The following is a 25,184-nucleotide window of genomic DNA, read 5'->3' as shown; positions in this document are numbered from 1 at the left end:
TTTTAATATAGTTTCCAAACGACTTCTTTTGCCTGCTCAAAACGTTTTTCTGCCTCGCGCCAATCCACGACATTCCACCAGTGATCGACATAGCTGGCCCGGTCATTTTTATATTGTAAATAGTAGGCATGCTCCCATACGTCAAGCGGTAAAAGAGGGATCACATCCCACTGGCTGAAGAGCTGGTGTTTTTCTGCTGTTAAAATCTCCAGCCGTCCTGATCGAGGTGCCCAGACCAGAATGGCCCAGCCGACACCTTCCACTTTTTTAGCGGCTTGGGTAAAATGTTCTTTAAAAGCGGAATAGCTTCCGAATGAAAGGTCAATCATTTGAAACAATGCCCCTGTAGGGCGCCGCTTTCCGTTTGGATGCATGGAAAACCAGAAAATACTGTGCAAATAATGGCCTGCTCCATGGAACGCAAGCTCTCTTTCCCAATGAGTGATCAAGTCAAAATTCTTTGTCGCCCTCGCTTTTTTAAGCTCCAATTCTGCTTTGTTCAGCCCATCGACATAGCTTTGATGATGTTTTGTATGATGAAGGACCATAATATCGCGTGAAATATAAGGCTCTAAGGCGGAATATTTGTATGGAAGCTTTGGCAGCACATGTTTCCCTATAGGGACATAAGCGCGTCTTTCATTTGTATCATCTGATTCTGTAATATCCCGGTAAAGGGCAGCTGCCTGCTTATACCAATCTTCTTCTGTTGTTTGGTCATCTTCCAGAGCCTCAATCATCTTGTCGATTTGATCTTCGAACTGGTCAAGCTGTCCCCGCTTTTGAATCTGGTCTTTCAGTGCTTCACACCAATTGAACATCTCCGTTTGATAAGATTCACGTTTCATTTGCTGTCTCCTTTTCAATAGAATCAAAATACTTCCCGACAGCCAGCAAAGAGAATACATATGGATAACTGTGATAGCGAATATAAAATTGCTTTGGCAATCCGATTCCTGCTGGATATGCGAGGTTATCAGCGCTGTGTGAACTGCTGTCAGTAAGGTAGTGCATGCCTTTCACAACAGACGGATGTTCGGGATTTTCGTATGTGAGCAAAGCGTCTAAAGCCCAGGCCGTTTGTACAATGGTTCCTCTTTGAAGCGGTACATATGTTTTGATTTCGGCGCTTTTGCAAGATTCTCCCCAGCTCCCGTCATCATTTTGTATGGATTTGAGCCAACGCAGAGCCTTTTGTATAGCGTGGTGCTTTCGGTCAACCCCGCATGCATGCATACCCGTAAGAGCAGCCCAGGTGCCGTAAATGTAGCAAACACCCCATCTCCCGTACCATGACCCATTTTGTTCCTGATGCTGGAAAAGCCACTTCACTGCGCGTTGAATATGCTGATGTTTTTCTGTGAAGCCAACTTTCTCGCCTAAAAAATGCAGTACACGTCCGGTGAGGTCGGCGGTTGAAGGGTCAACTGCAGCGTCCTCGGCGGATTCAAGCGGCAGATGGCGAATCAGTGGATGGTTCACATTTTTTTCAAAAGCAGAAAATCCGCCATCATTGTTTTGCATCGATAAAAGCCAAGACACCCCTCGTTCCCAAGCTGCAGGAGAATAATTGCGGGGAATCGCTTTTAAAACAGCTGCAGTGTCGTCACAGTCAGGGTTATTTGTATTAATGTTTGAAAATCCCCAGCCGCCGGGAATTGAATTTGGATTTTTGACAGACCAATCTGCTATTTTGGTATGCTGGCGCTCTAGCAAAAAGTCGGCTGCTTTTGAAACAGAGCCATCCGTTTCGGTCACACCACTTTTTTGAAGAGCATAGCTGATTAGAGCTGTATCCCAAACAGTTGAAGTAGAGTTTTCTAGATAAGGAATCCCGTTGCATTTAGTCATCAGTGATTTGATGCCGTTAATCGCCCTCCTGATAACAGGGGAGTAGCGCGACACACCTAGTGACAGAAGGCTGTAAACCATAAATATGGTTGCACTCGCATAGCTGTATAATGTTCCGTCTTTTTCAATCCGGTCCAGCATATACGTTTTAGCTGTCTGTAAGCCCAGCTGCTGGAAAGCAAATGGCGCATGGAAAATGCGTTTCCAATGTGACAAAATAGACGTGAGATCTCTTTCTTCAAAAGCATCAGACCGAAGCCAAGTGAAAGGGTTTTTTGTCATGTGCGGATCGAGATGGCGAAGAGATGAAATATTGCGGTTATTAAGGATAAATCGCTGATTGAGTGTTACAGCCATAGGAGCAAAATGAATACGGGCATATGAGCTGAACTGATAGAAATGAACCGGCAATGTTGGAGGGAGCGCCATAAGTGATAATGGTAAATACAAAGCAGGCCAAGGATAAAGCCCGTTCGCGGCAAGCATCCATTTTGTCATGAAATGTACATGTCTCAAACCTCCATGTGAGATGATAAATTGTTCGGCTTTTTTCATGTGTGGGTCAGATCTGTGAAAACAGCCAGAAGCCAGCATCCCGACATATCCTTGGACGGTAGCCGTTAGATTTCCGGGAGTTTCATCGGGATAATTGATAAATGTGCCATCGGGCTGCTGTTTTGCACGTATGCCAGCGGCAAGTGCTGATATCAGTTCTTTTTCATTTTTGCCGTCATCTAGGGAGGTCAGGAGCAAAATAAAAAAGGAATTTGTCATGATTGGTCCTTCAAAGCAAAATGTCCATGAACCATCAGCATTTTGCCTGTCTCTTAACTCTGTAATGGTTTTCTTTTGAAAACGCCTCACTTTCTCCTGAAGTGTGCCCACCACGCTCAACTCCTTCAGAAGCATATATATTCAGCATCTTTTATGGGCATTACAGAAAGAAAAAAACTGCTGGCAGGCAGCAGTTTTTTAAACATACATGTTAGTCTTCAAGATTTATCCAAACACTTTTAACTTCTGTGTAATTATCCAAGGCATATGATCCCATTTCTCGTCCGAGTCCTGACTGTTTATAACCGCCAAACGGAGATGCCGCGTCAAATACATTATAGCAGTTCACCCAAATGGTTCCGGCTTGAAGGCGGTCCGCGATATAGTGCGCCTGCTTGACGTTCTCTGTCCATAGTCCGGCCGCAAGCCCATATTCTGAATGGTTTGCCCGTTCAATAACTTCATCGACTGTTTCGTACGGAATGGCAGTCAGCACGGGTCCGAAAATTTCTTCTTTTGCGATGGTCATTTCATCTTCAACATTCGCAAACACAGTCGGTGCGACAAAATATCCTTCTTCAAAAGGACAGCTTCCGCCAGTCACTGCTTTTGCTCCTTCATCTTTTCCTTTTTGAATATAGGAAAGAACGCGTTCATGCTGTTCCTTGCTTACGAGAGGCCCGATTTGCGTATCTTTATGAAGACCCGCTCCTTGGCGGAGTGACTCAGCATAGGACACCATTTCATCAACAACTTCATCATATTGGTCTTTATGAATGAAGACACGGGAGCCCGCACAGCAGACCTGGCCCTGGTTAAACATCACACCGTTTAAAGCGCCCGGGATTGCTTTTTTCAAATTCGCATCCGGCAGAAGAATATTAGGCGATTTTCCGCCCAGCTCCAATGTAACACGCTTAATGCTTTTCGCTGCGGTGGACATGATTTTCTTTCCAATTTCAGTCGAACCGGTAAAGGCAATTTTATCAACTGCTTCGTGGTTCGTCAGCGCTTCTCCCGCATCTTCACCGAATCCCGGAATGATATTGATTACACCGTCCGGGAAACCGGCTTGGTCAATTAATTCTGCCAAATAAAGAGCTGAAAGCGGTGTTTGTTCAGCCGGTTTGAGAACGATTGTACAGCCTGTTGCAAGTGCCGCGCCCATTTTCCACATCGCCATCAGGAGCGGGAAATTCCATGGAATGATCTGGCCGACGACACCGACAGGCTCATGACGCGTATAATTAAAATAAGCGCCGGAAACCGGAATCGTCTGTCCTGTTATTTTTGTACACCAGCCGGCGTAATAGCGCATATGCTCGATAGCCAGCGGAATATCTCCATTAGTCGTTTCATTAATTGGTTTCCCATTATCAAGTGTTTCAAGCTGAGCAAGCTCAGTTTTATGCTCTTCCATTAAGTCTGCCAGCTTATACATCAGTCTGCTTCTAGAAGCTGGAGACATTGTTCTCCATTCGCCTTGATCAAAGGCTTTCCGGGCAGCTTTCACCGCTTTGTCCACATCCGCAGTCTGGGCTTCATACAGCGTCATCAAGGTTTCGCCGGTCGCCGGGTTGGGAGTGTCAAAGGTTGCCCCTGAGGCACTCGGAACAAATTTTCCGTCAATATAAAGCTTCTTTGTTCCCTGTAAAAATGTCTCCAGCCTTTTCGTCACTTGCATCGTTAAAGAACTCATTCGTAACAAACCTCCAGTCATTTTTTATGGTCTGTCCTGAGATTCTTGGTGATAGCACATTGATTTCTTGATTGCATAGCAGAAATAAGCTGTGATATTTGCTGCAAACGTAAGCGTATACAAACATTCTATAATAGAAAACAAGGCAAAATCAATGAATAACCGATATTGCAATTTACAAAAGAAAAAAGCTACAATAAGCTTATAGATAAGTAAAGGAGATTTCATCATGATTCATAAAAATTGGCTTGAAAAAGAAACAATCAAAAAGGTAAAATGTGTGCAGACAAACGCAAAAAAATATATCGTAAACAGGGTCTTAACTCCGGGAAAAGAATATGAAGTGAAAAATGAAACAGAGGAGTTTCTCTTTGTGGTCGACAATACGAATAAAGTGGGCGGCTACTATAAAGAATACTTCGAAGAGATGTAATGTTTCCTTAAAGCATCAGACAAACTTGTTAAAAGCAGTCGATACATAAAACCGCAGCTCAGCTGCGGTTTTTTTGTGATTAAACAGGAAATATAAAACAAAATGCATGACACATTAAAAACAACTTTTTTTATAAAAACATTGCTGAATATTGAAACTTTTTCCTCAATATGTGCGTATTACTTGATGACAACAGCTTAAAATCCGAAAAACAAATCAAAAATTTGAAAAATGTAATCTGTTCGTAATGGTTTAAATGTCTTCTATGTCGTATTCTTATATAGGGATAAAGGACTTATTTTTATGTAGTGAATGATAAAACAAATAGATAAATGCAGAAAGAGGGGTTCTTCATTGGGTATTTTTTCTGTTAGCAGATCAACGGACGCAAAGAAGCTTGAAGCTTTGCTCGTTGAAGGGGAAAGAATAGAATCGATTTATAAGCTCCGAGTGGACCAAATTTGCTTTACAAATAAGCGGATCATTTTCTTTGACAATAAAATGTTTTCCAAAAAGAAGGTTCGTGTATTTCTTCCATATAAAACAATTGAAAGCTTTGCCATCCAAGAAGCGGGAATGTTCGATCCGGACACTGGGCTTTTACTGATGACAAGAAGCAAAACGTTCGAATTAGAATTTGCGAAAGACACCGATTTAAGCGAAGTTCAGGCGGTGCTGACAAAGCATTTGTGCAGCTGAATATTTGATGAGCCAGCCGTTCAAAAAATGGTTAGGCTTTTTTTTATAAAAAAACAGGGCATATGCGCCCTGTTCTGGTTATACCACACTGTTTTTCGCTGAGTTCGAATCAATAAGATCTGCATCTAATACATTTGAAATCGGTACGACAAGAGGAGTAAAGTCGCCATTTTCTTCTCCAAAGCCTTGATTTATTTTGGCTGATAAAAAGTAATCGACCTGCTGATACGGACCGAGTGTTAAAGAGGAACCGCGGTCCATCGTATTGATTTTAAATCCGCCGACATTCACGACGGAGGGTGAAAAGAACATCTCATCACTTCCTTTTGATCGAAGAGTTAACCGCTTCACTTTCAAAAGAGGCCGGAGAATCAATTTGGTCTCTGTCATCCACATGGCTCCTCGTGCCCATAAATCCGCTCGCATCTCCAAAATTCTGTCCGTAGCCTTGATTTTTTTTATCTGAATTTTGCCATTCTGCCAATAAATTTTGTCCTACGTTAACCGCTGAAGCATTTTCAAAGGAATTAATTTTCAGCATGAAAATATTAATATTGATATACGGAGTTGGTTGAACCACAGGCAAACCTCCTTTCTATAGTTGTATGCTGGCGGTTATAAAGTATGTTAAGACAGGGGGCTTCAAATGGATTTCGAAAAGATGAAGCAGTGGATGGAATTCGCACAGCAGATGTACGGCGGTGACTTTTGGAAACAGGTATTTGATGAAGACCAAAAAACCCCTTTTATGACAAATGGCCAATCTCCGTTTCCGTTTTCGCAGCAAGATCAGCGAGGGAAAGGAGATGCTTCATTTCCAAGCATGGATATTGTAGATACCGTTACGGAAGTCCAGTTTTTAATTTATCTTCCAGGCTACCGTAAACAGGACGTTCACATATTATCGTACGGAGATTATTTAGTGGTGAAGGGACAGCGCTTTTCCTATTTTAATGAACAGGACTTTCGCCAAAAAGAAGGGAAATACGGAAGTTTTGAAAAGAAAATTCCGCTTTCCGACCATCTTCATGGAAAGATGAGTGCCATTTTTAAAGACGGAATCCTATACATCACCATTCAAAAAGACGAAGGTCAAGCGAAAACCATTGTTATTGATGATTGATTTTCATACTGAGTGCATCTGCTCCGTCACGGTCATCAATTGATTCAATCGGAATGACCATGACCACAAAATCTGCATTTTGTTCCCCGAAACCGTTATTTCTTTTGATAGCAGAGCACTTGTTCCTTAATTCCGCAGAACCAAAGGTAAGGGATGAGCCGCTGCCTATCGTGTTAGTTTTGAGATGAGCAATATTGATGTTAGTCGGAAGCATGAAAACCTCTCCTTTCTTTGGGATATACACATTATATATGTAGACGAAAGAGGAGTATGCAAAGGGTCGTGATGTCATGAAAAAAATGCTTAGGTCCCTGATCAGGCATTGTTTGAAATCAGAATTTGACAAACTGCGTGAATGTGAAGAAAGGCTTTCACGGCTTGAGGAACAGAACAACAGCAGCAAACAGCAGGCTGAAGAAACCTATATACATATTGAAACGCTGAATGTTGAAAAAATTGATTATCATCTCGAATTCGGCGAGCTGACCATTGATGAACTGAGCGGCAGATTAAATATAGGCGCAACCTATTATATGCCGCCAGAAAAGAAAGACAAAAAGTGCCGGCGAAAATCCGAAGCACCACCAACACCAGCGGTCAAGATCCGTTCAAAAAGGCAGTAGCTCATCCTTCCATCCATGTTCCCATGTTTGACAGGAGGCAAAACGGGAAACAGAATAGAAAGGAGAGGATATACATGGCACTGACAAATGAACAAACACAGCATCTCTATCATAAATTGCTCGATATGCAAAAAGAATTGTCTGGAGAGAAAAAGGAAACAGAATCAATGACAGAAGAAGTGGGGGAGCTTTCCAATGGGGTTGACAACCATATGGCAGACCACGGTACGCTCGTCACAGACCGGATGACAGACCAAACGGTGAGAGAGATTGACCGGGAGCTGTTAGAGGAGGTTAACCATGCATTACAAAAGATGAAAGAAGGAACTTACGGCGTGTGTGAAAAAACGGGCCAAGACATTCCTTACGAAAGACTTGAAATTGTTCCCTATGCGAGAATGACAGTTGAGGCGCAAGCTGATATGGAGGATGACCTTGAGACAGATGCTCCTTCATATGAACGAGCGTTTCACGAACAGGTAAAAGATCTATCCAACAAAGAAACAATTGATCAAAAAAGCTCACAGACGTATGAAATCTTGGATCGTGAACAAGATTCGAAGTAAAAATGCCAGGCAAGTACACCGATATTAGATGTACTTGCTTTTTTTTTGAAAAAAATCTCATATTCAAAATAAAGTGATTGACTTTGAGTAAAAAAGAAAGTAACATACTATTTGTAAGTAAATATAAAAAGTTTACCGGGAGGAATACAAATGTCTACAGTTTTATTTGTAAAATCAAGCGACCGTACAGCTGAAGAAGGCGTTTCAACTAAACTTTACGAGGCTTTCTTAGCTGCTTATAAAGAAAATAACCCTAATGATGAAGTGGTTGAATTAGACCTTCATAAAGAAAACCTTCCTTACCTCGGGAGAGATATGATTAACGGAACATTTAAAGCAGGTCAAGGAATGGAAATGACAGAAGAAGAGAAAAAACAAGCAGCAATTGCCGACAAATATCTGAATCAGTTTGTAAAAGCTGACAAAGTTGTTTTCGCATTCCCGCTTTGGAACTTCACAGTGCCAGCAGTGCTTCATACTTATGTTGATTACCTGTCTCGTGCAGGCGTTACATTCAAATACACACAAGAAGGACCAGTTGGTTTAATGGGCGACAAAAAAGTTGCACTCCTTAACGCGCGTGGCGGCATTTATTCAGAAGGACCAATGGCTTCTTTAGAAATGTCATTAAACTTCATGAAAACAGTTCTTGGTTTCTGGGGTGTTCAAGACTTACACACAGTTGTCATCGAAGGACATAACGCAGCGCCTGATCAAGCGCAAGAAATCGTTGAAAAAGGTTTACAAGAAGCAAAAGATCTTGCTGCAAAATTCTAATGAACAAAAACTCCTATCATTGCGATAGGAGTTTTTTGTATACATATTTATATAGAAGAAAGTGATGAATCCTCTTAGCGAAAAAAGGCTGTTTTTTTATTGTAATATATTTTTTGATTTGTCGAATCTTTGGATATAATAGCGAAAAAACATTTTTATTGGCTGGAAAAAGTTTTTCTAAACAATTGTTCTGGCCTCTTGATTAAAACCGCTCGATGGTGTACTATATAAAAGAAGCTACTTTGTGCGTATTGTTAATTAAGTTTTAACCTTTAAGCTGTAATAGGGAGTTTTATATCGAAGCCGGAATGTCATGCCTCCATTGCTGAGGACGACAGGAACGTTTCTGCAAACACCCACTTTGAGGAGTGGTGGTTTAAAACTTTCTTACTTGCATACGGCAAGATGTAGCGAAAGCCATTTCCTTTTCGGAAATGGCTTTTTATTTTATATGAAAAGGTTGGTATAGCAAAAAATTCAATTTTTGTGTGAAAGAAATGAAGGCCTCTTTTTTATGTTATGATGGGGGAAATTCAAGGAAAAGCGAGGTTTACACATTATGTTACATAGAGCCCAATCCCTTCTGGCTCATTATTTTGGTTATGAAAAGCTTCGCAGCGGCCAGGATGAAGCGATCCGCTTGGTAACGGAAGCGAGGCAAAATACGGCCTGTATTATGCCAACGGGAGGCGGCAAATCGATTTGCTATCAAATTCCAGCATTAATGTTTGAAGGGACGACGATCGTCATTTCACCGTTGATTTCCTTGATGAAGGATCAAGTTGATGCATTAGAAGAAGCGGGGATTAACGCCGCCTACATTAATAGCACACAATCCAATCAGGAAATATACGAGAGGCTGAACGGACTCAAAGAAGGGGCTTATAAGCTTTTTTACATTACACCAGAGCGACTAACGTCCACGGAGTTTATCCGGATTTTGCAGGGCATAGATGTTCCTTTGGTCGCAATAGACGAGGCGCATTGTATTTCTCAATGGGGGCACGATTTCAGGCCAAGCTACAGAAATATTGAAATTTTGTTCCGTGAATTACACGACAAGCCTGTCATCATGGCGTTAACAGCAACAGCCACACCCGAGGTTCATGATGATATTTGCAAACAGCTGCACATTCAAAAAGAAAACACGGTATATACCGGATTTTCACGAGAAAATTTAACCTTTAAAGTAGTAAAAGGAGAAAATAAAGATCGTTTTATAGATGAATATGTGCAAAACAACAGACATGAAGCAGGAATTGTCTATACCGCGACCAGAAAAGAAGCTGATCGGATATATGAGAGATTGAAACGAAATCAGATCAGGGCAGGGCGGTATCACGGGGGTTTGGCTGATGATGTGAGAAAAGAGCAGCAGGAAAGGTTTCTTAATGATGAGCTTCAAGTGATGGTGGCAACCTCTGCTTTTGGAATGGGGATTGATAAATCAAATATCAGATTTGTTCTGCATGCACAAATTCCAAAAGATATGGAAAGCTATTATCAAGAGGCTGGACGAGCTGGGCGGGACGGCCTTGCCAGTGAATGTGTTCTCCTGTTTTCACCGCAGGATATTATGGTGCAGCGCTTCTTAATTGAGCAATCAGAACATGAAGAAAAACAAAAGCAGGATTTAAAAAAGCTGAGACAAATGGTCGACTATTGTCATACGGAAGATTGTCTGCAGCGTTTTATCCTTATGTATTTCGGAGAAAAGGAGCCTGATGCGTGCGGACAATGCGGAAACTGCACTGATACAAGGGCGGCCCATGACGTGACGCGGGAGGCGCAAATGGTCTTATCTTGTATCATTCGCATGAAAGAACGATTTGGCAAGACGATAGTTGCCCAAGTGCTTGCCGGCTCCAAAAATAAAAAAGTTCTTGAAAACGGTTTTTCGGACCTTTCAACATACGGAATATTAAAACACCAATCAGTTGGCGAAATCAGTGATTTTATTGAATTTCTTATTTCTGACGACTTTATCAGGATGTCAGATGGTACGTTTCCGACTCTTTTTGTCAGCAGTAAAGGAAGGAATGTGCTGAGAGGAGAATTATCAGTCACGAGAAAAGAAGCGTTAAAAGCGGCAGCGATTACTGAAAATGACGAGCTGTTTGAACGATTGCGCATGGTTCGGAAAGAAATCGCGGCTGAGCAGGGTGTTCCGCCATTTGTTGTTTTCTCTGACCAAACGTTAAAAGAAATGTCAGGAAAACAGCCCGTAAATGATGAGGAACTTTTGTCTATAAAAGGAGTCGGAGAACAAAAAAGAGCAAAATACGGCCGGCTTTTTTTACAAGAAATACAGGCTTATGCAAGGATGACAGACTAAAAAAACAGAAAATCAATCTTTTTTTCTATAAAAAACACATTTTATTTTCTCTGTTTTGCCTTAAAATAAAAAGACTTGCGAAGCCTATTATATCAAGGGTTCAGCAAGTCTTTCCATCAGAGAGAAATCCTTCATGTAAAGGAACTGTAATCTAAATCATATCTTTTTGTTATTGATTTGACATTTACGTGTGTTACGATATCACCTGTTAGCCGCCAATAAAAAGCTAACAAGGGAGGATTTACTTATGAAGAAGACGATTATGTCCTTTGTGGCAGTTGCTGCACTTTCAACAACTGCATTCGGAGCTCACGCTTCTGCAAAAGAAATTACGGTGCAAAAGGGTGATACGCTCTGGGGAATCTCTCAGAAAAACGGAGTGAACCTAAAGGACTTAAAAGAATGGAACAAGTTAACTTCTGATAAAATCATTGCAGGAGAAAAACTGACCATTTCTTCAGAAGAAACAACCACTAATGGGCAATATACAATTAAAGCGGGAGATACGCTTTCTAAGATTGCTCAAAAATTCAGCACGACAGTCAACAACCTGAAAGTTTGGAATAACTTAAGCTCTGACATGATCTATGCTGGATCAACTCTTTCAGTAAAAGGTCAGGCAACAGCAGCAAACACAGTTGTTGAGAATGCGCAAACAAGCGCACCTCAAGCTGCACCAAAACAAGAGGCTGTGCAAAAAGAGCAACCTAAACAAGAAACAAAAGCTGAGGCAGAAACTTCTGTTAATACAGAAGAGAAGGCTGTTCAATCAAATACAAATAATCAAGAAGCTTCAAAAGAACTAACAGTTACTGCTACTGCTTACACTGCTAACGACGGCGGCATCTCCGGCGTTACGGCAACAGGCATTGACTTAAATAAAAACCCGAACGCGAAAGTTATCGCGGTTGATCCTAATGTGATTCCGCTAGGTTCTAAAGTCTATGTTGAAGGCTACGGGGAAGCAACAGCAGCAGACACTGGCGGCGCTATTAAAGGAAATAAAATTGACGTATTTGTACCAAATAAAAGCGATGCATCAAATTGGGGCGTCAAAACTGTAAGTGTGAAAGTCTTAAACTAATGATATAGATTGTGATAAAAGACATGAGCTTTTGGCTTGTGTCTTTTTTTCTTTATCATATGCTGATAAAGAAAAGTGGTCCCGTATTTCTTTTTTGCACCATGGCATTTATAGCTGGTTGTTAATATCCTTGATCGGCGAAATGAGCTGTTGTGTATCTTTTTTTGCGGATAAAAGGCAGTTGGATGTAGCAGTTGCCCTATACGGAATCCGATTCATTTTAGACGGTCTTTTATTGTCATATTAGGCACTCTTGCAGTTGGGCAAGGCAGCTTGTGAGCGGAGTTGGACAGCAGATGACTTTCCATTAAATACGCAATTCAATCGATATCAGCAATTCAGCAGATATGCAGTGGCGGCGATTTTAACAGGACAACTAGTCTATCTGAGGCTGTTAAGCATATCATCGTTCAGCTGGCTTTAAGCGTGAAGGATATCGATCCGTCTAATTCCGGTTCCGGCGATGTATTCAGGTTAACAAAAAAGATCTTGGCATCTGCCAAGATCTTTTTTTATTTAAACCAGCCTTTTTCTTTTGAACGGGTAATGGCTTCAATTCGATTTTTCACTTCAAGTTTTTCTAGAATCATTGAGATATAATTTCGCACCGTTCCGCTTTTGATGCTGAGTTCCTGAGCGATTTCTTTGGTATTTTTACCGTTAGCCACAAGTTCAAGCACTTCTTTTTCTCTATCTGTAAGAGGGTTAGCCTCGCTGTATAAGTCCTCCATCAGCTCAGGTGCATAGATGCGCTTTCCGTTCATAACGCTACGGATGGCGCAGGCGAGTTCTTCGCTCGGACTGTCTTTTAATAAATAGCCTTTTACGCCTGCTTTAATAGCTCTCTGAAAGTAGCCGGGTCTGGCAAAGGTGGTTAGGATTATAATTTTGCAGCCTGTATTCTTTAGCTCCTCGGCAGCTTCAAGGCCTGTTTTTCCAGGCATTTCAATGTCCATAATACATACATCAGGCTGGCGTTTTTTGACAAAATCAACAGCATCTTGGCCGGTTGTCCCTTTTCCTACGACTTCCATATCGTCTTCTAGGTTTAGAAGTGATCCTAAAGCGCCCAGCAGCATTTGCTGATCTTCTGCAATAAATATACTAATCATGTAAGCCATCCTTTATGTTTATTTTGAATTATTAGGAATTGCCATGGTAAGCTTGGTGCCGTTTTCGGTATCGATGTGAAGGCTTCCGTTTGCAAACTCAAGCCGTTCTCTCATCCCAAGTAAGCCATGTCCTTTAGAAAAGGAATTTTCTTCTCCTTTAAATGTTCCATCGTCAGACACTGTAATGACAACTTCCTTCCAGAGCTGCTGAATGTCTACTCGGCAAGTTTTAGCCTGACTGTGTTTGACGACATTTGTGACAGCTTCTTTTAAGCACATGCTCAAAATGTTTTCATTTAGCAATGAGATATTTTCGGGCCACTTCTCTTCTTCATAGATAAACGTAATGTCTGCGGCTTCGAGAATCTGTTTGATGTTGATCAGTTCATCCTTGAGCCGGATGCCTTTCATGGAGGATACGATTTTTCTTACTTCATTTAAAGAAGTTCTCGCTGTTTGCTGAACACTTTTCAATTCACGAGCTGCTTGTTCGGGATCTTTGTATATCAATTTTCTCGCTAAGTCGCTTTTTAATCCGATAAGAGAAAGCTTTTGTCCAAGCGTATCATGGAGATCGCGGGCAATTCGCTGCCGTTCTTCTAATTTTACCAGTTCTGCAATCCGTTCATTTGCATCCTCAAGCTTTTCTTCCAGCCGTTCGCGTTCCTTGCGGCTTCTTATACTGAAGGGCAATAAAATCGCGCTGATGAGGGTAATGACGACAAAAGGAATTTGAGTCAAGAAGAATTCCTTTTTTAATACGAGACTGAAATTAGCTGCGACAGCCGCGCTTATTAAATGGACATAATATAAAATATGAAAAGGGACGCGTTCCTTAATGTTTCCAATAAAATACGCGATAAAAAAAGCAAAATAAATATAACTGAACAGAGTAATGGAGGACGTCGAAATGCCGATTAATAAAAATCCCCACAAATAAATGGTCCAGCCTTTTGAGACGAAAGCAAATCTATATACGGAAAAAAATAAAAGCGTCAAAATGATGCCGACAATAATAACAAATGTAGATGATGATTTCCATATAAAGTAGAAGGGGAGAATGAAAAATATTGTCCATATATAGGGAGTAATTCCGCTTAGTTTTTGAAATGTAAAATGCTTTTTAATCATGATCTTACCTCATTTTCAGCTTTTCATCTTACTTGTTACTTTATCATTGTGAAAGCCGGAATGCACCCTCCAATAATAAAAAGGAAGTCCTCTAGTATATTAGAAGACCTCCTTCATCATCAGGCGTTCTTTCGCAACTGCTCTTTATCTGGTGAACCAGGCGAAGAGCTTGAAGGTTTATGTTTGATGTCCCGAAAGGACACAAATTGTTTTTTATCTTCATCCCAAAGGCGGAATGCAAGTGATTGCAGACTTGTTTTTAAGGTAATTGTCGGTACGTTTTTTAATGGTTCGTGATGTTCATGAGCCACTTCAAGCTTATAGTTAGGCACCTTTGGACTCAAATGATGCACGTGGTGGTAACCGATATTGCCTGTCAGCCATTGAAGCAGCTTCGGAAGCTTATAAAATGAACTGCCTTCAACAGCGGCCTGAACGTAGCTCCAGTTTTCATCCGCTTCAAAATAAGAATCTTCAAAGGTATGCTGCACGTAAAACAGCCAAACACCGATTGAACCTGAAATCAGAAATATCGGGCCTTGAACGAGCAAAAACGATTGCCAACCAAAGATCAGACAGCAAGCGGCAGCCAACGCGGCAATTGCCAGATTCGTAAGGTATGTGTTTACACGCTCCTTGCGTCTTGCGCCTTTTTTGTTAAAACGGTTCGTGATCAGAAAAACATAAATCGGTCCGAGAATAAACATGATAAACGGGTTTCGATAAAGTCTGTAGGCAAGCTTTGTTCGTCTGGATGCAGCCTTATATTCGTTCACTGTTAACATCCAGATATCACCTGTTCCGCGTTTATCCAGATTGCTGCTTGTCGCATGGTGAATCGAATGGCTGTGCTGCCATTGAAGATACGGGAATAAAGTCAGGACACCTGTCAGAAAACCAAGAATATGGTTATAGCGTTTTTGTTTGAAAAAAGATTGATGGCAGCAGTCATGGAAGATGATAAAAATTCTTGTCAGAAAACCCGCGGCAATCACTGTTAATGCTAACGTAAGAAGATAGGAGACATTGAGGCTGAGATAAGCAAGAAACCACAGGCCGAAGAATGGAATAAACGTGTTCAAAAGCTGAATCAGGCTGTTTTTCGTTTCAGGCTGAGCAAATGCAGCGACTTGCTTTGTCAGCTGTTTTTGTTTATGTGCAACGGTTTGTTCAGTCATAGTAAGTATCCTCTCATTGTGTGTCTCGGTTCAGTATACGCTAATGAGAGAAGTCTTTTGTAGTAGCACACATCATGCCTCCTATATGACATTTGTCATGTCTGGTGCGCCTTGCATAACCGATTACGCTAAAAAAGCTTGTAAAAAAATTTACAAGCTGATTAATGTTTATCGATCCATATTCGCGAGGTGCCCGAAACAGCTTCAATTCTGCATGTTCCCCCTATAGGGAATGTGGCAATTGGCGAGGTATGTCCAGCATTTATGTTTGCGATGACCGGGATGCCGGATAATTCTTTTTTTGTTTCGATCATGGCTTTTACGAGATCCATTGATACGTTTGATGCTTTCTGAAATCTGCCGATCAAAATACCCTTTACATGTGAAAAAGCGGGGAGGTGGATGAGTGATTGCAGATCGCGGTCAAACATGTGGATGTCTGACATATAATCATCTTCAATCAATAAGATGGTATGTTCTGTTTCTGGAAAATACTCCGTTCCCTGCAGCAAATTAAGCGTGCATAGGTTTCCGCCAATCAAAGTGCCTTCCGCATAACCCTCTTGAATCACAACAGGTCCGTTATTTGGATAAAAGCGTCTGCTTTCTTGATCCAAATACCAGCGGTCATCGCTCCATTCGCTCGAAGGATGAATCTCAAACGGATCGTCCGAAGCGCAGCAAGAAAGAAAATAATCTTGTGTATAATCGAGCCCTTTTTTCATTGCAAATGTTGAAAAGTGGGGGCCTGAATACGTAACAAGACCCGTTTTTTGATAAATGGCATTGCTGAGGGCCGTTATATCAGAATAGCCGCACAGAATTTTTGGATGCTGTTTGATTTTTTCGTAATCAAGATAGCGCAGCAGCTGATTTGAATTGAAGCCTCCGAGTGTCGTTAAAATCGCTTTGACGCCTGGATCAAAAAAGGCCGTGTGCAGATCATGGACTCTTGATTCGATAGAGGATGAATCAAATTCGTTACATTCATTTGCATGTTCAGCAATGGTGACCCGATAACCTAAGCGTTCTAATGTTGTTTTTGCTTGAACTTTTGCTTCGTTTGATAATATAGACATGCTGGTTGCGGGAGACACAATCCGGATCTCGTCTCCCTTTTTCAATTTTGAGGCGTACATAGAACCCTCCATCAATGGTTTTACACCATTACAGCACATCTAGGCTCATGATTCCAGATTTTTTTACAAATCAACCCACTTAATGCTGCCGGATTGTGTATCAGGATCGACGCATACTTTGAATTGATGTTTTTCATAAAAATGAATCAGCCGGTCTACATGATTCCAATCACGCTTGGCAATGTCGCCTGTGACTTTCGGAATATTGTGGTCTCTGGCGATATCTTTTAAATATTTCATGCAAATGGAACCAAACCCGTGATTCGGAGGGCCTTTGATGTCCCCGATATGAATGGCATCATCCTTGTAAGACGCTACAAGTGAAAAACTGCCTTTTCCTCTGTAAGCCGTTTTACAATCAGTAAGCATAATTTTGCATGTTTGGCCATCATCAATCGAGGAAACAATCATCCACTCTTGATGTTTCGATTGATCAATACCAAGCACTTTGGCATCCTTAGATAAATCCTTCATATTCTCCTGCATTCGGTAAATTTGAAATTCTAATTCATTTAGCTCTTCCTCAAGCTCTTGACGATTTTTTTCTTTAATAGTAAACAAGATCAAACTCCTTTCAAAAAACTGCTTAGAAACACAGTTACCAATTGTATTAGAAGAAAGGCGTATTGTAAACAACAATTCCATTATTACTAGAAATTAACGCTAAGTCAGGTTTGATCATTTTTAAGAGAGGAAATAGAAAACTAACCTGTGAAAAAGGAGGAAGCGGAATGGCGATTGATTCATTGATTAACAAATTACAATATGTCCAATTGGAACCGCCGGATAAAATTCTCTCCCTGTATCTCAATACAGATACGAGAGATCCAGAGCAGCAGAGGGGGGAATGGAAGATTGCCCTAAAGTCAGGATTCAGCCGATTAAAAGAGTATTTGGCTGCTAGTAATCCAGAGGAGGAGAAGTGTCTGGATGGAATAAGAGCTAAAATGAATCAATACCTGAATGCAATGGGAAAAGACATGCCCCGCAGTCTCGTGTTTTTTGTTTCCGACAGTGGCATATGGGAAGCGATTAAGCTTCAAGTCCCTGTAGATACTAGATTTTACTGGGAAGAAACAGCTGTCCTGGATCAGCTAAGGGATTTGCGCCAAACATACCCAAGTACGGCGTTTATTTTAACTCAGCAGCATGAAGTGAAAATTATTGAAACCGTTTTAGGGGAAATTGAGACGGTGGAGCGTTATGAGTATGATATGATCAATGAGTCTTGGAAGAATTGCCGTTCCGCTGTAAACAAAGCGGAAGCATTTGAAGAGAACCGGATGAGGGAACATGTAACAGAGAACCAATCGAGACTATATAAGCGGCTGGCTGCCAGCCTAGATCAAAAAGCTGCTGCGAAAAGATGGGAACGAATGGTCATCGCCGGGGATAAAGAAACGGCTGATATCTTGGATCAGCATATGAATAAACCCATTCATTCGAAAATTCAAAAGAACCTGCTGAATGAAAATGAACATAAGGTCATTGAACATCTGATAAAAGAAGCGTAAACCTAACAGGGCCGGGGCTAATAGCCGCCGGCCTTTGAAGTGTGTCTAATTTCTGACGAAGCAGTCGAAAACGTTGACATCTTCTTTGAATTTGCATACGATTTGGATAGCCAGTACAAATTAGGAGAGGTCACCAAATGAATCAAACAGAAAATAAACCGAAAAATTACACGGGGATTGTCCTCACGCTGACAGTTCTGATTAACGGTTTAATCGCAGTGCTGTTTTTTATGCCTAAATTAGATCAGTTCAGCCATGCGAATATTCACATTTTGCCCATGCTGAATGCGATATTCAACAGCTTTACGTTTATCTTCTTATTGGCCGCGCTGATTATGATTAAACAGAAAAATATTAAAGCTCACAAACGCTTTATCTTAGCCGCATTCACAACAACATTACTATTTTTGATTTGCTATGTGACTTACCACTCGATTGCGGAAAATACGCTTTATGGCGGAGAAGGTATTATGCGTCCGATTTACTTCTTTATTTTAATTACACATATCTGCCTTTCTGCAATCATTGTGCCGCTTGCGCTGTTTACGCTGATCAGAGGCTTCAGCATGCAGGTAGAGCGCCATAAAAAAATCGCCAGATGGACAATGCCTTTATGGCTGTATGTAAGCCTTACAGGCGTTATTGTATATTTGATGATTTCACCATATTATTAAAAGCCATACTGAGTATGGCTTTTTTTACATGTAAACATGACAAAAGCCCAAATTCATGTTTGGGCTTTTGTCAGCAAATTGATAGACTCTTATTCATGAGCCTTGGATTCCATGGTTTCAAGTGTTGCAACCTGCATAGATTCTTCAACAGTTTTTGTTTTTTCTTTTACTTTTTCTGCATACGTATAATCACCGTAGCAATACGGATAGCGGAAATTCTTCATGTTTCCCCCACAAGTATACAGATCAGGATTTTTTTTGACTTGCTGCTCGGAGTATTGTTTTGCCAATTCCTCAGTATGCGTTCCTCCATGTTCAGCTACAAAATCAATGTAACCTGCCCCCATGTTGTAGCTTTGAATAATGGTATCCAAATCCACACCTTTTTCCTTACCGGTTTTGTACATGAGGGTAAATTGCTTGATGCCTTGTTTAACACTGAGTTGAGGGTCTGTTATCTCATTGCGTTTTAACCCCAGAGATTCAGAGGACTGCATGGGATCATTGCCTTTTCCTTTTGACTCCTGATACATCATGCCTAATATGAGTGATGTATAATGAGAGAGTCCTTGGCTTTCAAGCTCTTCTTCCACCAAGGGTTTGTAATCGGTTAAACGTTCCAAAACAATCGTTTTTGTATCGATCGGAAGTTTTTTGATTAAATCCCGGTTAAAAAAAAGCAATACCAATAAAAAAGAGGCGATGACAAAGACAAAAATCATCATAAAACCCGCAGCAGCGAAACAGCCTTTTCTCTTTTTCTTCACTGTGTTTCACCCTCAATGTTTGGAGCAGTATGACCTTTTTATTATGACATAGAACGATAAATCAGACCAAGTAAAAACCTAATTTGAAACATAAATTTAAACTATGAGATTGAAATGGAATACAAGCAGGCTGTTTTGCACTCAAGCGCATTTGTTATAAGATAAAATTATGAATAAAGAAAGGTGATACATATGACTGAATTTAGAGAAACGGAACAATCGGCTGCTGATCTGGACGAGGAGACTTTGTTTCTAGTAGCGCAAACATTCAAAGCGCTTTCTGATCCTACCCGAATCAGAATTCTTCATTTATTGTCACAGGGTGAACATGCAGTAAACGGAATTGCAGAAAAGCTGAATTTACTGCAGTCTACAGTGTCCCACCAGCTTAGATTTTTAAAAAATCTCCGGCTTGTCAAATCGCGCAGAGAAGGAACATCAATTTATTACTCTCCGGAGGATGAACATGTTTTAGATGTTCTTCAACAAATGATCCATCATACACAGCATGATTGAAAAAGACATCCTTGCTTAACTCGCTGTTAGCGGGCAAGGATGTCTTTTTCTTTATTGTGTCTGTGCTGTTCGAGTTCGTTTCGGCTAAGCTTGATGACAAAAGAGGAAAAACCGATATAATAAACGGCTATCAGAAAAAAGACGCCAATTGTCAGAGGGTCCGTTCCGATTGACTGACTGTATGATCCAAGGCTGTTTAGATCAGGTGAGGTAAGATAAAGCTCCGTCACTCGATACAGAAATCTTGATAGAAATAAAGTCAAGAGAATCATCTCTACCCAAATATGAGTCCGAAAATAGATCTTTCCTCTGCGTTTTTTAAAGGAGATGTTTTTCTTAGCGAAAAAGACAAGGAGCCATCCGCCAAGAATACCCATAATGAGATATCCATATAAAAAAGGGTGGATGAGGCTGAAGATTGAAAGCACAAAAGCAAACAGCGAGAAAAGAATGATGCGGGTGAACAGCCAGCGGGGCTTCAGCGGCTGATATCCGATGGACCTTTTAATTTTTTTATACAGAAAAAAGATGATGATCATGGCAGGATAAACGCTTTGAAGTGTAAAATGCATGATGTGAAATCCCCTCCGTTGAGAAGTGTATGCTTATCCGGTTGGAAATAGTAGCTGAAATCAAATACTGAACACAAAAAAGAAGGGGGAACCCCTGTTTTCATAACATATGCGAGGTGTATGTGGCCGCATAATAGATATGCCCAAGCTTTATCAAAATGTTATGATTGTTTTGATGGGAAATACAAGAAGAAAAGGTGCGCAGAATGAAACTGGAACGTTTGTTAGCGATGGTTGTATTATTAATCAGCAAAAAACAAGTGCAGGCTGCTGAACTTGCTGAGCTGTTTGAAGTATCAGTCAGAACCATTTACCGTGATATTGAGACGATCAATAGGGCTGGTATTCCAATTGTGACCTCACAGGGCTCCGGGGGCGGAATTGGCATTATGGAGACGTATCGGCTTGAGAGAGAGTGGCTGAAGGAGGAGGAGCTGTTTGCGATCGCTTCTGCTTTGCAGAGTGTTTCATCTATGCACGAACCTGTTTCTCACAGCACAGCTTATCAAAAAATCAAGCACCTCATACCTGAGCAGTCAGCCGAAGCATTTAAGCACCAAACTGAAAAATGGTTTATTGACATGACGGCTTGGGGCCAGACTGAGGATCAAAAGGCGCTTCGTGAGAAAATCAGCGCCGCCATCGATCGATTGTCAACGATATCTTTTACATATACAAGCGCAAGCGGGGAAACACTGCTTCGGGAGACTGAACCTTATACATTGGTTTGCAAGGCGGGGCACTGGTATTTATATGCCTACTGCCTGGTAAGAAATGATTTTCGTTTTTTTAAACTAAACCGGATGAAAGATCTGGCCATCTTACATCAGACCTTTATCAGAAAAGACATTCAGCTGGCCACTTTGCCATGGGATAAGAGATGGTACCAAAAGGACCGTTTAACTGAATTGGTTATTCTTGTTCAGCCGGCAGCACGTCAGCGCATAGGTGAATGGTTCGGATATGATGTCCTTCACTGTGATGAAAATGAAATCTGCCGGGCAGTGATTTCGCTTCCTGAAGATCAATGGCTGATCGGTTTTTTGCTCCAGTTCGGAAAGGATATTGAGGTTCTGCAGCCTCTTCATATACGGGATAAAGTAAAAGAAACCATTCATCACATGCAAAAAATATATGAAACCTGACACACTGCTGTCAGGTTTCTTTGTCTATAATCTTAAAAAAAGGAGGAGATCGTATGGGCTTTTCACATATGACACACTTAGACCGGAAACGATTTGCCGGACTTTCACAACGGACAAGCAACGCACTGGAAATGACGGAAGAAAGGAGGATTCCGGCACTGTGGGACCAATTCTGGAAGCAGGATATGAGCGTTCTTTTATCACAGGGAGAAAAAGACCAGAGCATTATTGCCTTATATTCGAATTATGAACAGGAGACAAATGGGCTTTACACATTTTCAATCGGAACGTTTCAGGAATACGACGACATCCTTCCGGAACCATATGAAAACATTGATTTGCCGGCTTCCGCTTATGCCGTTTTCACTTCCAGAATCGGTCCTATTGAAGAGATTGTGCTTGAAACGTGGAAGGACATTTGGACGTGGGATAAGCGACATCTGCGCACGTTTACAGGTGACTTTGAGGTGTATGATCGAAGTGCTGCAGTGCCACAGCGGGCACAAGTTAACATTTATGTAGCGATAAAAAAATAATAAACTCTTGAAAAACTAATGGTATTAGTTAATAATAAAACTAACGCTATTAGTTTTTTGTTAGTGGGAATAAAAAGATGAGAATGACTCAGTATCAAACCGTTTGGCAGCTGACTTTTTTTCCAGCATTGTTTCCAGTCAATTGCTATTTAGTAGAGGAAGAAAACGAAGTCACCCTTATTGATGCCGCGCTTCCAGGCAGCTATAAAGGAATCATTCAAGCTGTGAATCAAATTGGAAAACCGCTTCAGCATATTTTACTGACTCATGCACATGGGGACCATGTTGGATCACTGGATACATTGGCACAAACATTTCCGCATGCGAAGGTCATGATCTCGGAACGGGATTCATTCTTGCTTCAAGGTGACACATCCTTGCGGCAAGATGAGCCGCAGACGCCTATAAAAGGAGGTATTCCGAAACACATACAAACAAAGCCTCACCAACTGCTGACGGGCGGTGAAACAATTGGTTCCCTGCTTGCCATCCCTACACCCGGCCATACACCAGGCAGCATGTCATTTCTTGATACAAGAAACGGCACTTTAATAGCAGGGGATGCGTTTCAGTTGCGCGGAGGAATCGCTGTTTCAGGCCAGATAAAATGGACGTTTCCTTTTCCCGCTTTCGCTACATGGAATAAGGAGGAGGCCATCAAAAGTGCACAATTGCTCGCCGATAAGGCGCCTTCCTGTCTCGCTGTCGGACATGGGAATTTTCTGCGATCACCCTCAGAGCGGATAGGACAGGCGATTCAAAAAGCAAAGAAAGGATGATGAGCATGTCACCGAGAATAGGATTAACCTCAAAAATGATTATAGACGCTGCAGCTGAGATCGCTGATCAGGAAGGGGTAAATGGTGTCTCACTTGCAGCGCTTTCTAAAAAAATGAATGTACGCCCTCCGTCATTGTATAACCATATCAACGGGCTGCAAGCAATCAGAACAGAGCTTGCTGTCAGAGGACTGACAAAGCTTTTTGATCAAATGGCGGACTCAGTAACGGAACGAAAGGGAGATTCGGCTATGCTTTCTTTAGCTCATGCATATGTTGATTTTGCAATTGAAAATCCCGGATATTATGAAGCGGCTCTGCTTAAGGTTCAGGACAAAAGAGCGGAAATCGCTTCAAACCAAATTGTCCGTCTTGTGACAGAGCTGCTCATTGAAAACGGCTATGCAAGTGAAAAGACTGCCATTCATGCTACAAGGGGGCTTAGAAGCCTGCTGCATGGCTTTACTGCGTTAATTGCAAAAGAAGCATTTGAACGCGAGGAGAACATTTCAGAAAGCCTGTCATTTTCAATTAGAACGTTTTTGTCAGGTTTATTAATAAGCAATAAAACTATTATGTAAACCTATAAAAGGTGTCTTATATTTCTGAATATTGTATAATGTCAAGGAAGTATACATAGGGGAGAGGCATTATGCAATGGATGACATTCACAAGATTGAACGGTTAGCGGCAGCTTCATGGCCGCCTTATATTCAAAAAAACATAGGGCAATGGCTTCTCAGAGCGAATTTTGGAGTAACCAAAAGGGCAAATAGTGTATGGACTTCTGCGGATATGCCTGAAGGTGATTTTCAGCTTGAGGCCGAACTTTTTTATCAAAGTTTAGGCTTGCCTGTTTGTTTTCATATTAGCAACGCATCACCGAAAGGGCTTGATGACGCATTGGCAGAAAGCAGATATGAAAAGGTTGACGAGTGCTTCCAAATGACGGCGTTGTGCCGGTCGATTATGAGCCGAACAAATGACAACAGCCGATTTACATACAAGTGGGAACAAGAGCCATCATCTGTTTGGATAGATGAATTTATTCAATTAGAAGGGTTTTCGCCCGAGCGTCACCAAGGTTACAAACACATTTTCGAACGCATGCCGCCGTGTAAAACTTTTTTTAAGATGTATGACAAAGGAAGCCTGACAGCGCTTGGCACGGTTTCTGTTATTGATGGTTATGGCGGACTTAGTAATATCGTTGTAGCCGAGGAGCACAGAGGAAAAGGAGCAGGAACCCAAGTGATCAGGGTGTTGACTGAATGGGCAAAAAACAACGGAGCGGAACGCATGTTTTTACAAGTGATGAAAGAAAATCTGGCGGCAGTTTCGTTATATGAAAAAATCGGATTTTCGCCTATATCGGAACACCATTACCGGATGAAAAGATGACCAAAGAAAGGGGGTTGCTGATGGAATCGCTTCAAGAGATTATTTGCGAAAAACGGACATACACACGCCTATATCATTCACATAAGCACGCGTACAGCCAATTTCTATTTCCGCTTCAAGGAAGTATAGATCTTGAGACTGAGGGGCGCCAGGTGAAATTAAATCCGGATCATTTTTTATATATTCCGCCGGAGTGCGAGCATCGCTTCCGTTCTATCGGAAGAAATGAATGTCTTGTACTGGATGTTCCGCTTCATGCAATGAAAATTGATGAGTATCGTGCAGGATCGGGAATTGAAGCTGCACTCGATCCTTTCTGGTCTTCGATCAGGTACTTGCTGACAGAGGAAGCAAAGGCCGGAACAGCCAACTCGCTTCATATGCTAGTACAATACATAAAAGAAAAGCTTCAATCCCATAGCTATGCTTCAATTGCATACATTCACAGCCATTTATTTGAGCGGCTGACGATTAAGAAGCTGGCAGAAATCGAGCATTATCACCCAGCTTACTATTCAAGCTGGTTCAAAAAACAGACAGGGAAGTCCCCGCAGAACTATATTGCCGACCTTCGCCTTGAGGAAGCAAAACGAATGCTGATGGAGAGAAATGAAACTCTTACCGTTGTGAGCGAGGCGCTGGGCTTTCAAAACCTTTCTTCTTTTACCAGATGGTTCACAAAAAGCACAGGAATGCCGCCCCGCCTGTATCGAAACACCTTATATTCAGATAAAAAATAATGGCTCTTTGGTTAAG

Annotated in this window: 30 protein-coding genes and 1 other RNA gene; 18 read left to right on the top strand and 13 right to left on the bottom strand. The window is 41.4% G+C overall.

What is annotated here, in order from left to right:
- Positions 1-2 precede the first annotated feature (2 nt).
- The 3 genes from CDO84_RS09555 to dhaS all read right to left on the bottom strand — a co-directional run bounded on the left by CDO84_RS09555 (position 3) and on the right by dhaS (position 4,324).
- Entirely contained in the window at positions 3-848 is an 846-nt protein-coding gene (locus CDO84_RS09555; RefSeq protein WP_014664269.1) for a superoxide dismutase, read from the bottom strand.
- Positions 838-2,736: a sporulenol synthase gene (gene sqhC / locus CDO84_RS09550; RefSeq protein ID WP_040082895.1), complete on the bottom strand. Its 1,899-nt coding sequence runs from the start codon at positions 2,734-2,736 to the stop codon at positions 838-840. Before sqhC ends, CDO84_RS09555 begins: the two co-directional genes overlap by 11 nt.
- A 100-nt stretch (positions 2,737-2,836) precedes the next feature.
- Complete coding sequence (gene dhaS / locus CDO84_RS09545) at positions 2,837-4,324, bottom strand: aldehyde dehydrogenase DhaS (protein ID WP_040082897.1); 1,488 nt, start codon at positions 4,322-4,324, stop codon at positions 2,837-2,839.
- A gap of 229 nt (positions 4,325-4,553) precedes the next feature.
- Here dhaS and CDO84_RS09540 point away from each other — a divergent pair, with 229 nt between their 5' ends.
- Positions 4,554-4,757 (top strand): DUF6501 family protein, encoded by a 204-nt coding sequence (locus CDO84_RS09540; RefSeq protein ID WP_003231245.1) that lies wholly within the window; start codon positions 4,554-4,556, stop codon positions 4,755-4,757.
- 354 nt (positions 4,758-5,111) lie between these two features.
- Complete coding sequence (locus CDO84_RS09535) at positions 5,112-5,456, top strand: PH domain-containing protein (protein ID WP_003220141.1); 345 nt, start codon at positions 5,112-5,114, stop codon at positions 5,454-5,456.
- A 78-nt stretch (positions 5,457-5,534) separates the two neighbouring features.
- On the opposite strand, the gene CDO84_RS09530 is transcribed toward CDO84_RS09535, so the two are convergent.
- Positions 5,535-5,768 (bottom strand): hypothetical protein, encoded by a 234-nt coding sequence (locus tag CDO84_RS09530; RefSeq protein WP_014664266.1) that lies wholly within the window; start codon positions 5,766-5,768, stop codon positions 5,535-5,537.
- A 4-nt stretch (positions 5,769-5,772) separates the two neighbouring features.
- Entirely contained in the window at positions 5,773-6,036 is a 264-nt protein-coding gene (locus CDO84_RS09525) for a hypothetical protein (RefSeq protein WP_004399338.1), read from the bottom strand.
- A gap of 66 nt (positions 6,037-6,102) precedes the next feature.
- On the opposite strand from CDO84_RS09525, the gene yocM reads away from it, so the two are divergent.
- Entirely contained in the window at positions 6,103-6,579 is a 477-nt protein-coding gene (gene yocM, locus CDO84_RS09520) for a salt stress-responsive protein YocM (RefSeq protein ID WP_014664265.1), read from the top strand.
- Here the strand turns inward: yocM and CDO84_RS09515 are convergent.
- Positions 6,566-6,793, bottom strand: coding sequence for a hypothetical protein (locus CDO84_RS09515; RefSeq protein ID WP_014664264.1), 228 nt, complete (start codon positions 6,791-6,793; stop codon positions 6,566-6,568). The two genes, yocM and CDO84_RS09515, sit on opposite strands and share 14 nt — an antisense overlap.
- Positions 6,794-6,869: 76 nt before the next feature.
- Between CDO84_RS09515 and CDO84_RS09510 the strand changes: the two genes are divergently transcribed.
- The 6 genes from CDO84_RS09510 (at position 6,870) to CDO84_RS09480 (ending at position 11,964) form a co-directional block, all read left to right on the top strand.
- Complete coding sequence (locus CDO84_RS09510) at positions 6,870-7,202, top strand: hypothetical protein (protein WP_040082898.1); 333 nt, start codon at positions 6,870-6,872, stop codon at positions 7,200-7,202.
- Between the two features lie 74 nt (positions 7,203-7,276).
- Entirely contained in the window at positions 7,277-7,768 is a 492-nt protein-coding gene (locus CDO84_RS09505; protein ID WP_040082899.1) for a TraR/DksA family transcriptional regulator, read from the top strand.
- A gap of 150 nt (positions 7,769-7,918) precedes the next feature.
- Complete coding sequence (azoJ, locus tag CDO84_RS09500; RefSeq protein WP_014664261.1) at positions 7,919-8,545, top strand: FMN-dependent NADH-azoreductase AzoJ; 627 nt, start codon at positions 7,919-7,921, stop codon at positions 8,543-8,545.
- Positions 8,546-8,776: 231 nt separating this feature from the next.
- A non-coding RNA gene (gene ssrS, locus CDO84_RS09490) (6S RNA) lies at positions 8,777-8,963 on the top strand.
- A 141-nt stretch (positions 8,964-9,104) separates the two neighbouring features.
- On the top strand, positions 9,105-10,880 hold the full coding sequence (recQ, locus tag CDO84_RS09485; RefSeq protein WP_040082901.1) for a DNA helicase RecQ: 1,776 nt from the start codon (positions 9,105-9,107) through the stop codon (positions 10,878-10,880).
- A gap of 247 nt (positions 10,881-11,127) precedes the next feature.
- On the top strand, positions 11,128-11,964 hold the full coding sequence (locus CDO84_RS09480; protein ID WP_040082902.1) for a LysM peptidoglycan-binding and 3D domain-containing protein: 837 nt from the start codon (positions 11,128-11,130) through the stop codon (positions 11,962-11,964).
- A 512-nt stretch (positions 11,965-12,476) separates the two neighbouring features.
- On the opposite strand, the gene desR is transcribed toward CDO84_RS09480, so the two are convergent.
- The 5 genes from desR to CDO84_RS09455 all read right to left on the bottom strand — a co-directional run bounded on the left by desR (position 12,477) and on the right by CDO84_RS09455 (position 17,085).
- Positions 12,477-13,076, bottom strand: a complete 600-nt coding sequence (desR, locus tag CDO84_RS09475) for a two-component system response regulator DesR (RefSeq protein WP_014664257.1) — start codon at positions 13,074-13,076, stop codon at positions 12,477-12,479.
- Between the two features lie 18 nt (positions 13,077-13,094).
- Complete coding sequence (desK, locus tag CDO84_RS09470; RefSeq protein WP_014664256.1) at positions 13,095-14,207, bottom strand: two-component sensor histidine kinase DesK; 1,113 nt, start codon at positions 14,205-14,207, stop codon at positions 13,095-13,097.
- A gap of 119 nt (positions 14,208-14,326) precedes the next feature.
- Positions 14,327-15,385, bottom strand: a complete 1,059-nt coding sequence (gene desE / locus CDO84_RS09465; protein WP_040082903.1) for a Delta(5) desaturase DesA — start codon at positions 15,383-15,385, stop codon at positions 14,327-14,329.
- 161 nt (positions 15,386-15,546) lie between these two features.
- A complete protein-coding gene (locus CDO84_RS09460; protein WP_014664254.1) occupies positions 15,547-16,524 on the bottom strand; it encodes a S66 family peptidase in 978 nt (325 codons plus the stop codon).
- A gap of 63 nt (positions 16,525-16,587) precedes the next feature.
- Positions 16,588-17,085 (bottom strand): N-acetyltransferase, encoded by a 498-nt coding sequence (locus CDO84_RS09455; protein ID WP_040082905.1) that lies wholly within the window; start codon positions 17,083-17,085, stop codon positions 16,588-16,590.
- Between the two features lie 170 nt (positions 17,086-17,255).
- On the opposite strand from CDO84_RS09455, the gene CDO84_RS09450 reads away from it, so the two are divergent.
- Both CDO84_RS09450 and CDO84_RS09445 read left to right on the top strand, forming a co-directional pair.
- Positions 17,256-18,038 (top strand): VLRF1 family aeRF1-type release factor, encoded by a 783-nt coding sequence (locus CDO84_RS09450; RefSeq protein WP_040082906.1) that lies wholly within the window; start codon positions 17,256-17,258, stop codon positions 18,036-18,038.
- A gap of 137 nt (positions 18,039-18,175) precedes the next feature.
- Positions 18,176-18,712, top strand: a complete 537-nt coding sequence (locus tag CDO84_RS09445) for a DUF420 domain-containing protein (RefSeq protein WP_003231280.1) — start codon at positions 18,176-18,178, stop codon at positions 18,710-18,712.
- A gap of 89 nt (positions 18,713-18,801) precedes the next feature.
- Here the strand turns inward: CDO84_RS09445 and CDO84_RS09440 are convergent, their stop codons facing one another.
- Positions 18,802-19,479, bottom strand: a complete 678-nt coding sequence (locus CDO84_RS09440; protein WP_040082907.1) for a lysozyme family protein — start codon at positions 19,477-19,479, stop codon at positions 18,802-18,804.
- A gap of 192 nt (positions 19,480-19,671) precedes the next feature.
- Here CDO84_RS09440 and czrA point away from each other — a divergent pair, with 192 nt between their 5' ends.
- Positions 19,672-19,995: a Zn(II)-responsive metalloregulatory transcriptional repressor CzrA gene (gene czrA / locus CDO84_RS09435; RefSeq protein WP_003231284.1), complete on the top strand. Its 324-nt coding sequence runs from the start codon at positions 19,672-19,674 to the stop codon at positions 19,993-19,995.
- 26 nt (positions 19,996-20,021) lie between these two features.
- Here the strand turns inward: czrA and csk22 are convergent, their stop codons facing one another.
- A complete protein-coding gene (gene csk22, locus CDO84_RS09430) occupies positions 20,022-20,567 on the bottom strand; it encodes a mother cell-specific sporulation protein Csk22 (protein WP_014664250.1) in 546 nt (181 codons plus the stop codon).
- 206 nt (positions 20,568-20,773) lie between these two features.
- Here csk22 and CDO84_RS09425 point away from each other — a divergent pair, with 206 nt between their 5' ends.
- The 6 genes from CDO84_RS09425 to CDO84_RS09400 all read left to right on the top strand — a co-directional run bounded on the left by CDO84_RS09425 (position 20,774) and on the right by CDO84_RS09400 (position 25,168).
- Positions 20,774-21,712 carry a helix-turn-helix transcriptional regulator gene (locus CDO84_RS09425; protein WP_040082909.1) on the top strand — a complete coding sequence of 313 codons (939 nt, stop codon included), beginning with the start codon at positions 20,774-20,776 and terminating at the stop codon, positions 21,710-21,712.
- A 53-nt stretch (positions 21,713-21,765) separates the two neighbouring features.
- A complete protein-coding gene (locus tag CDO84_RS09420; RefSeq protein WP_040082911.1) occupies positions 21,766-22,248 on the top strand; it encodes a GyrI-like domain-containing protein in 483 nt (160 codons plus the stop codon).
- Between the two features lie 77 nt (positions 22,249-22,325).
- The gene (locus tag CDO84_RS09415) at positions 22,326-23,027 is read left to right on the top strand and encodes an MBL fold metallo-hydrolase (protein WP_040082912.1); all 702 of its coding nucleotides are present in this window, start codon (positions 22,326-22,328) and stop codon (positions 23,025-23,027) included.
- Between the two features lie 5 nt (positions 23,028-23,032).
- Positions 23,033-23,608, top strand: coding sequence for a TetR/AcrR family transcriptional regulator (locus tag CDO84_RS09410; protein WP_040082913.1), 576 nt, complete (start codon positions 23,033-23,035; stop codon positions 23,606-23,608).
- A gap of 76 nt (positions 23,609-23,684) precedes the next feature.
- Positions 23,685-24,428, top strand: a complete 744-nt coding sequence (locus CDO84_RS09405; protein WP_014664245.1) for a GNAT family N-acetyltransferase — start codon at positions 23,685-23,687, stop codon at positions 24,426-24,428.
- Positions 24,429-24,442: 14 nt separating this feature from the next.
- Positions 24,443-25,168 (top strand): helix-turn-helix domain-containing protein, encoded by a 726-nt coding sequence (locus CDO84_RS09400; protein WP_080478332.1) that lies wholly within the window; start codon positions 24,443-24,445, stop codon positions 25,166-25,168.
- The last annotated feature ends 16 nt before the right edge of the window (positions 25,169-25,184 follow it).

The sequence above is a fragment of the Bacillus sp. MD-5 genome (genome assembly GCF_002201875.1).
GTDB classification, from domain to species: Bacteria; Bacillota; Bacilli; order Bacillales; family Bacillaceae; genus Bacillus; species Bacillus stercoris.
The sequence above is the reverse complement of the archived record's forward strand: the minus strand, read 5'-3'. Positions and strand labels throughout refer to the sequence as shown.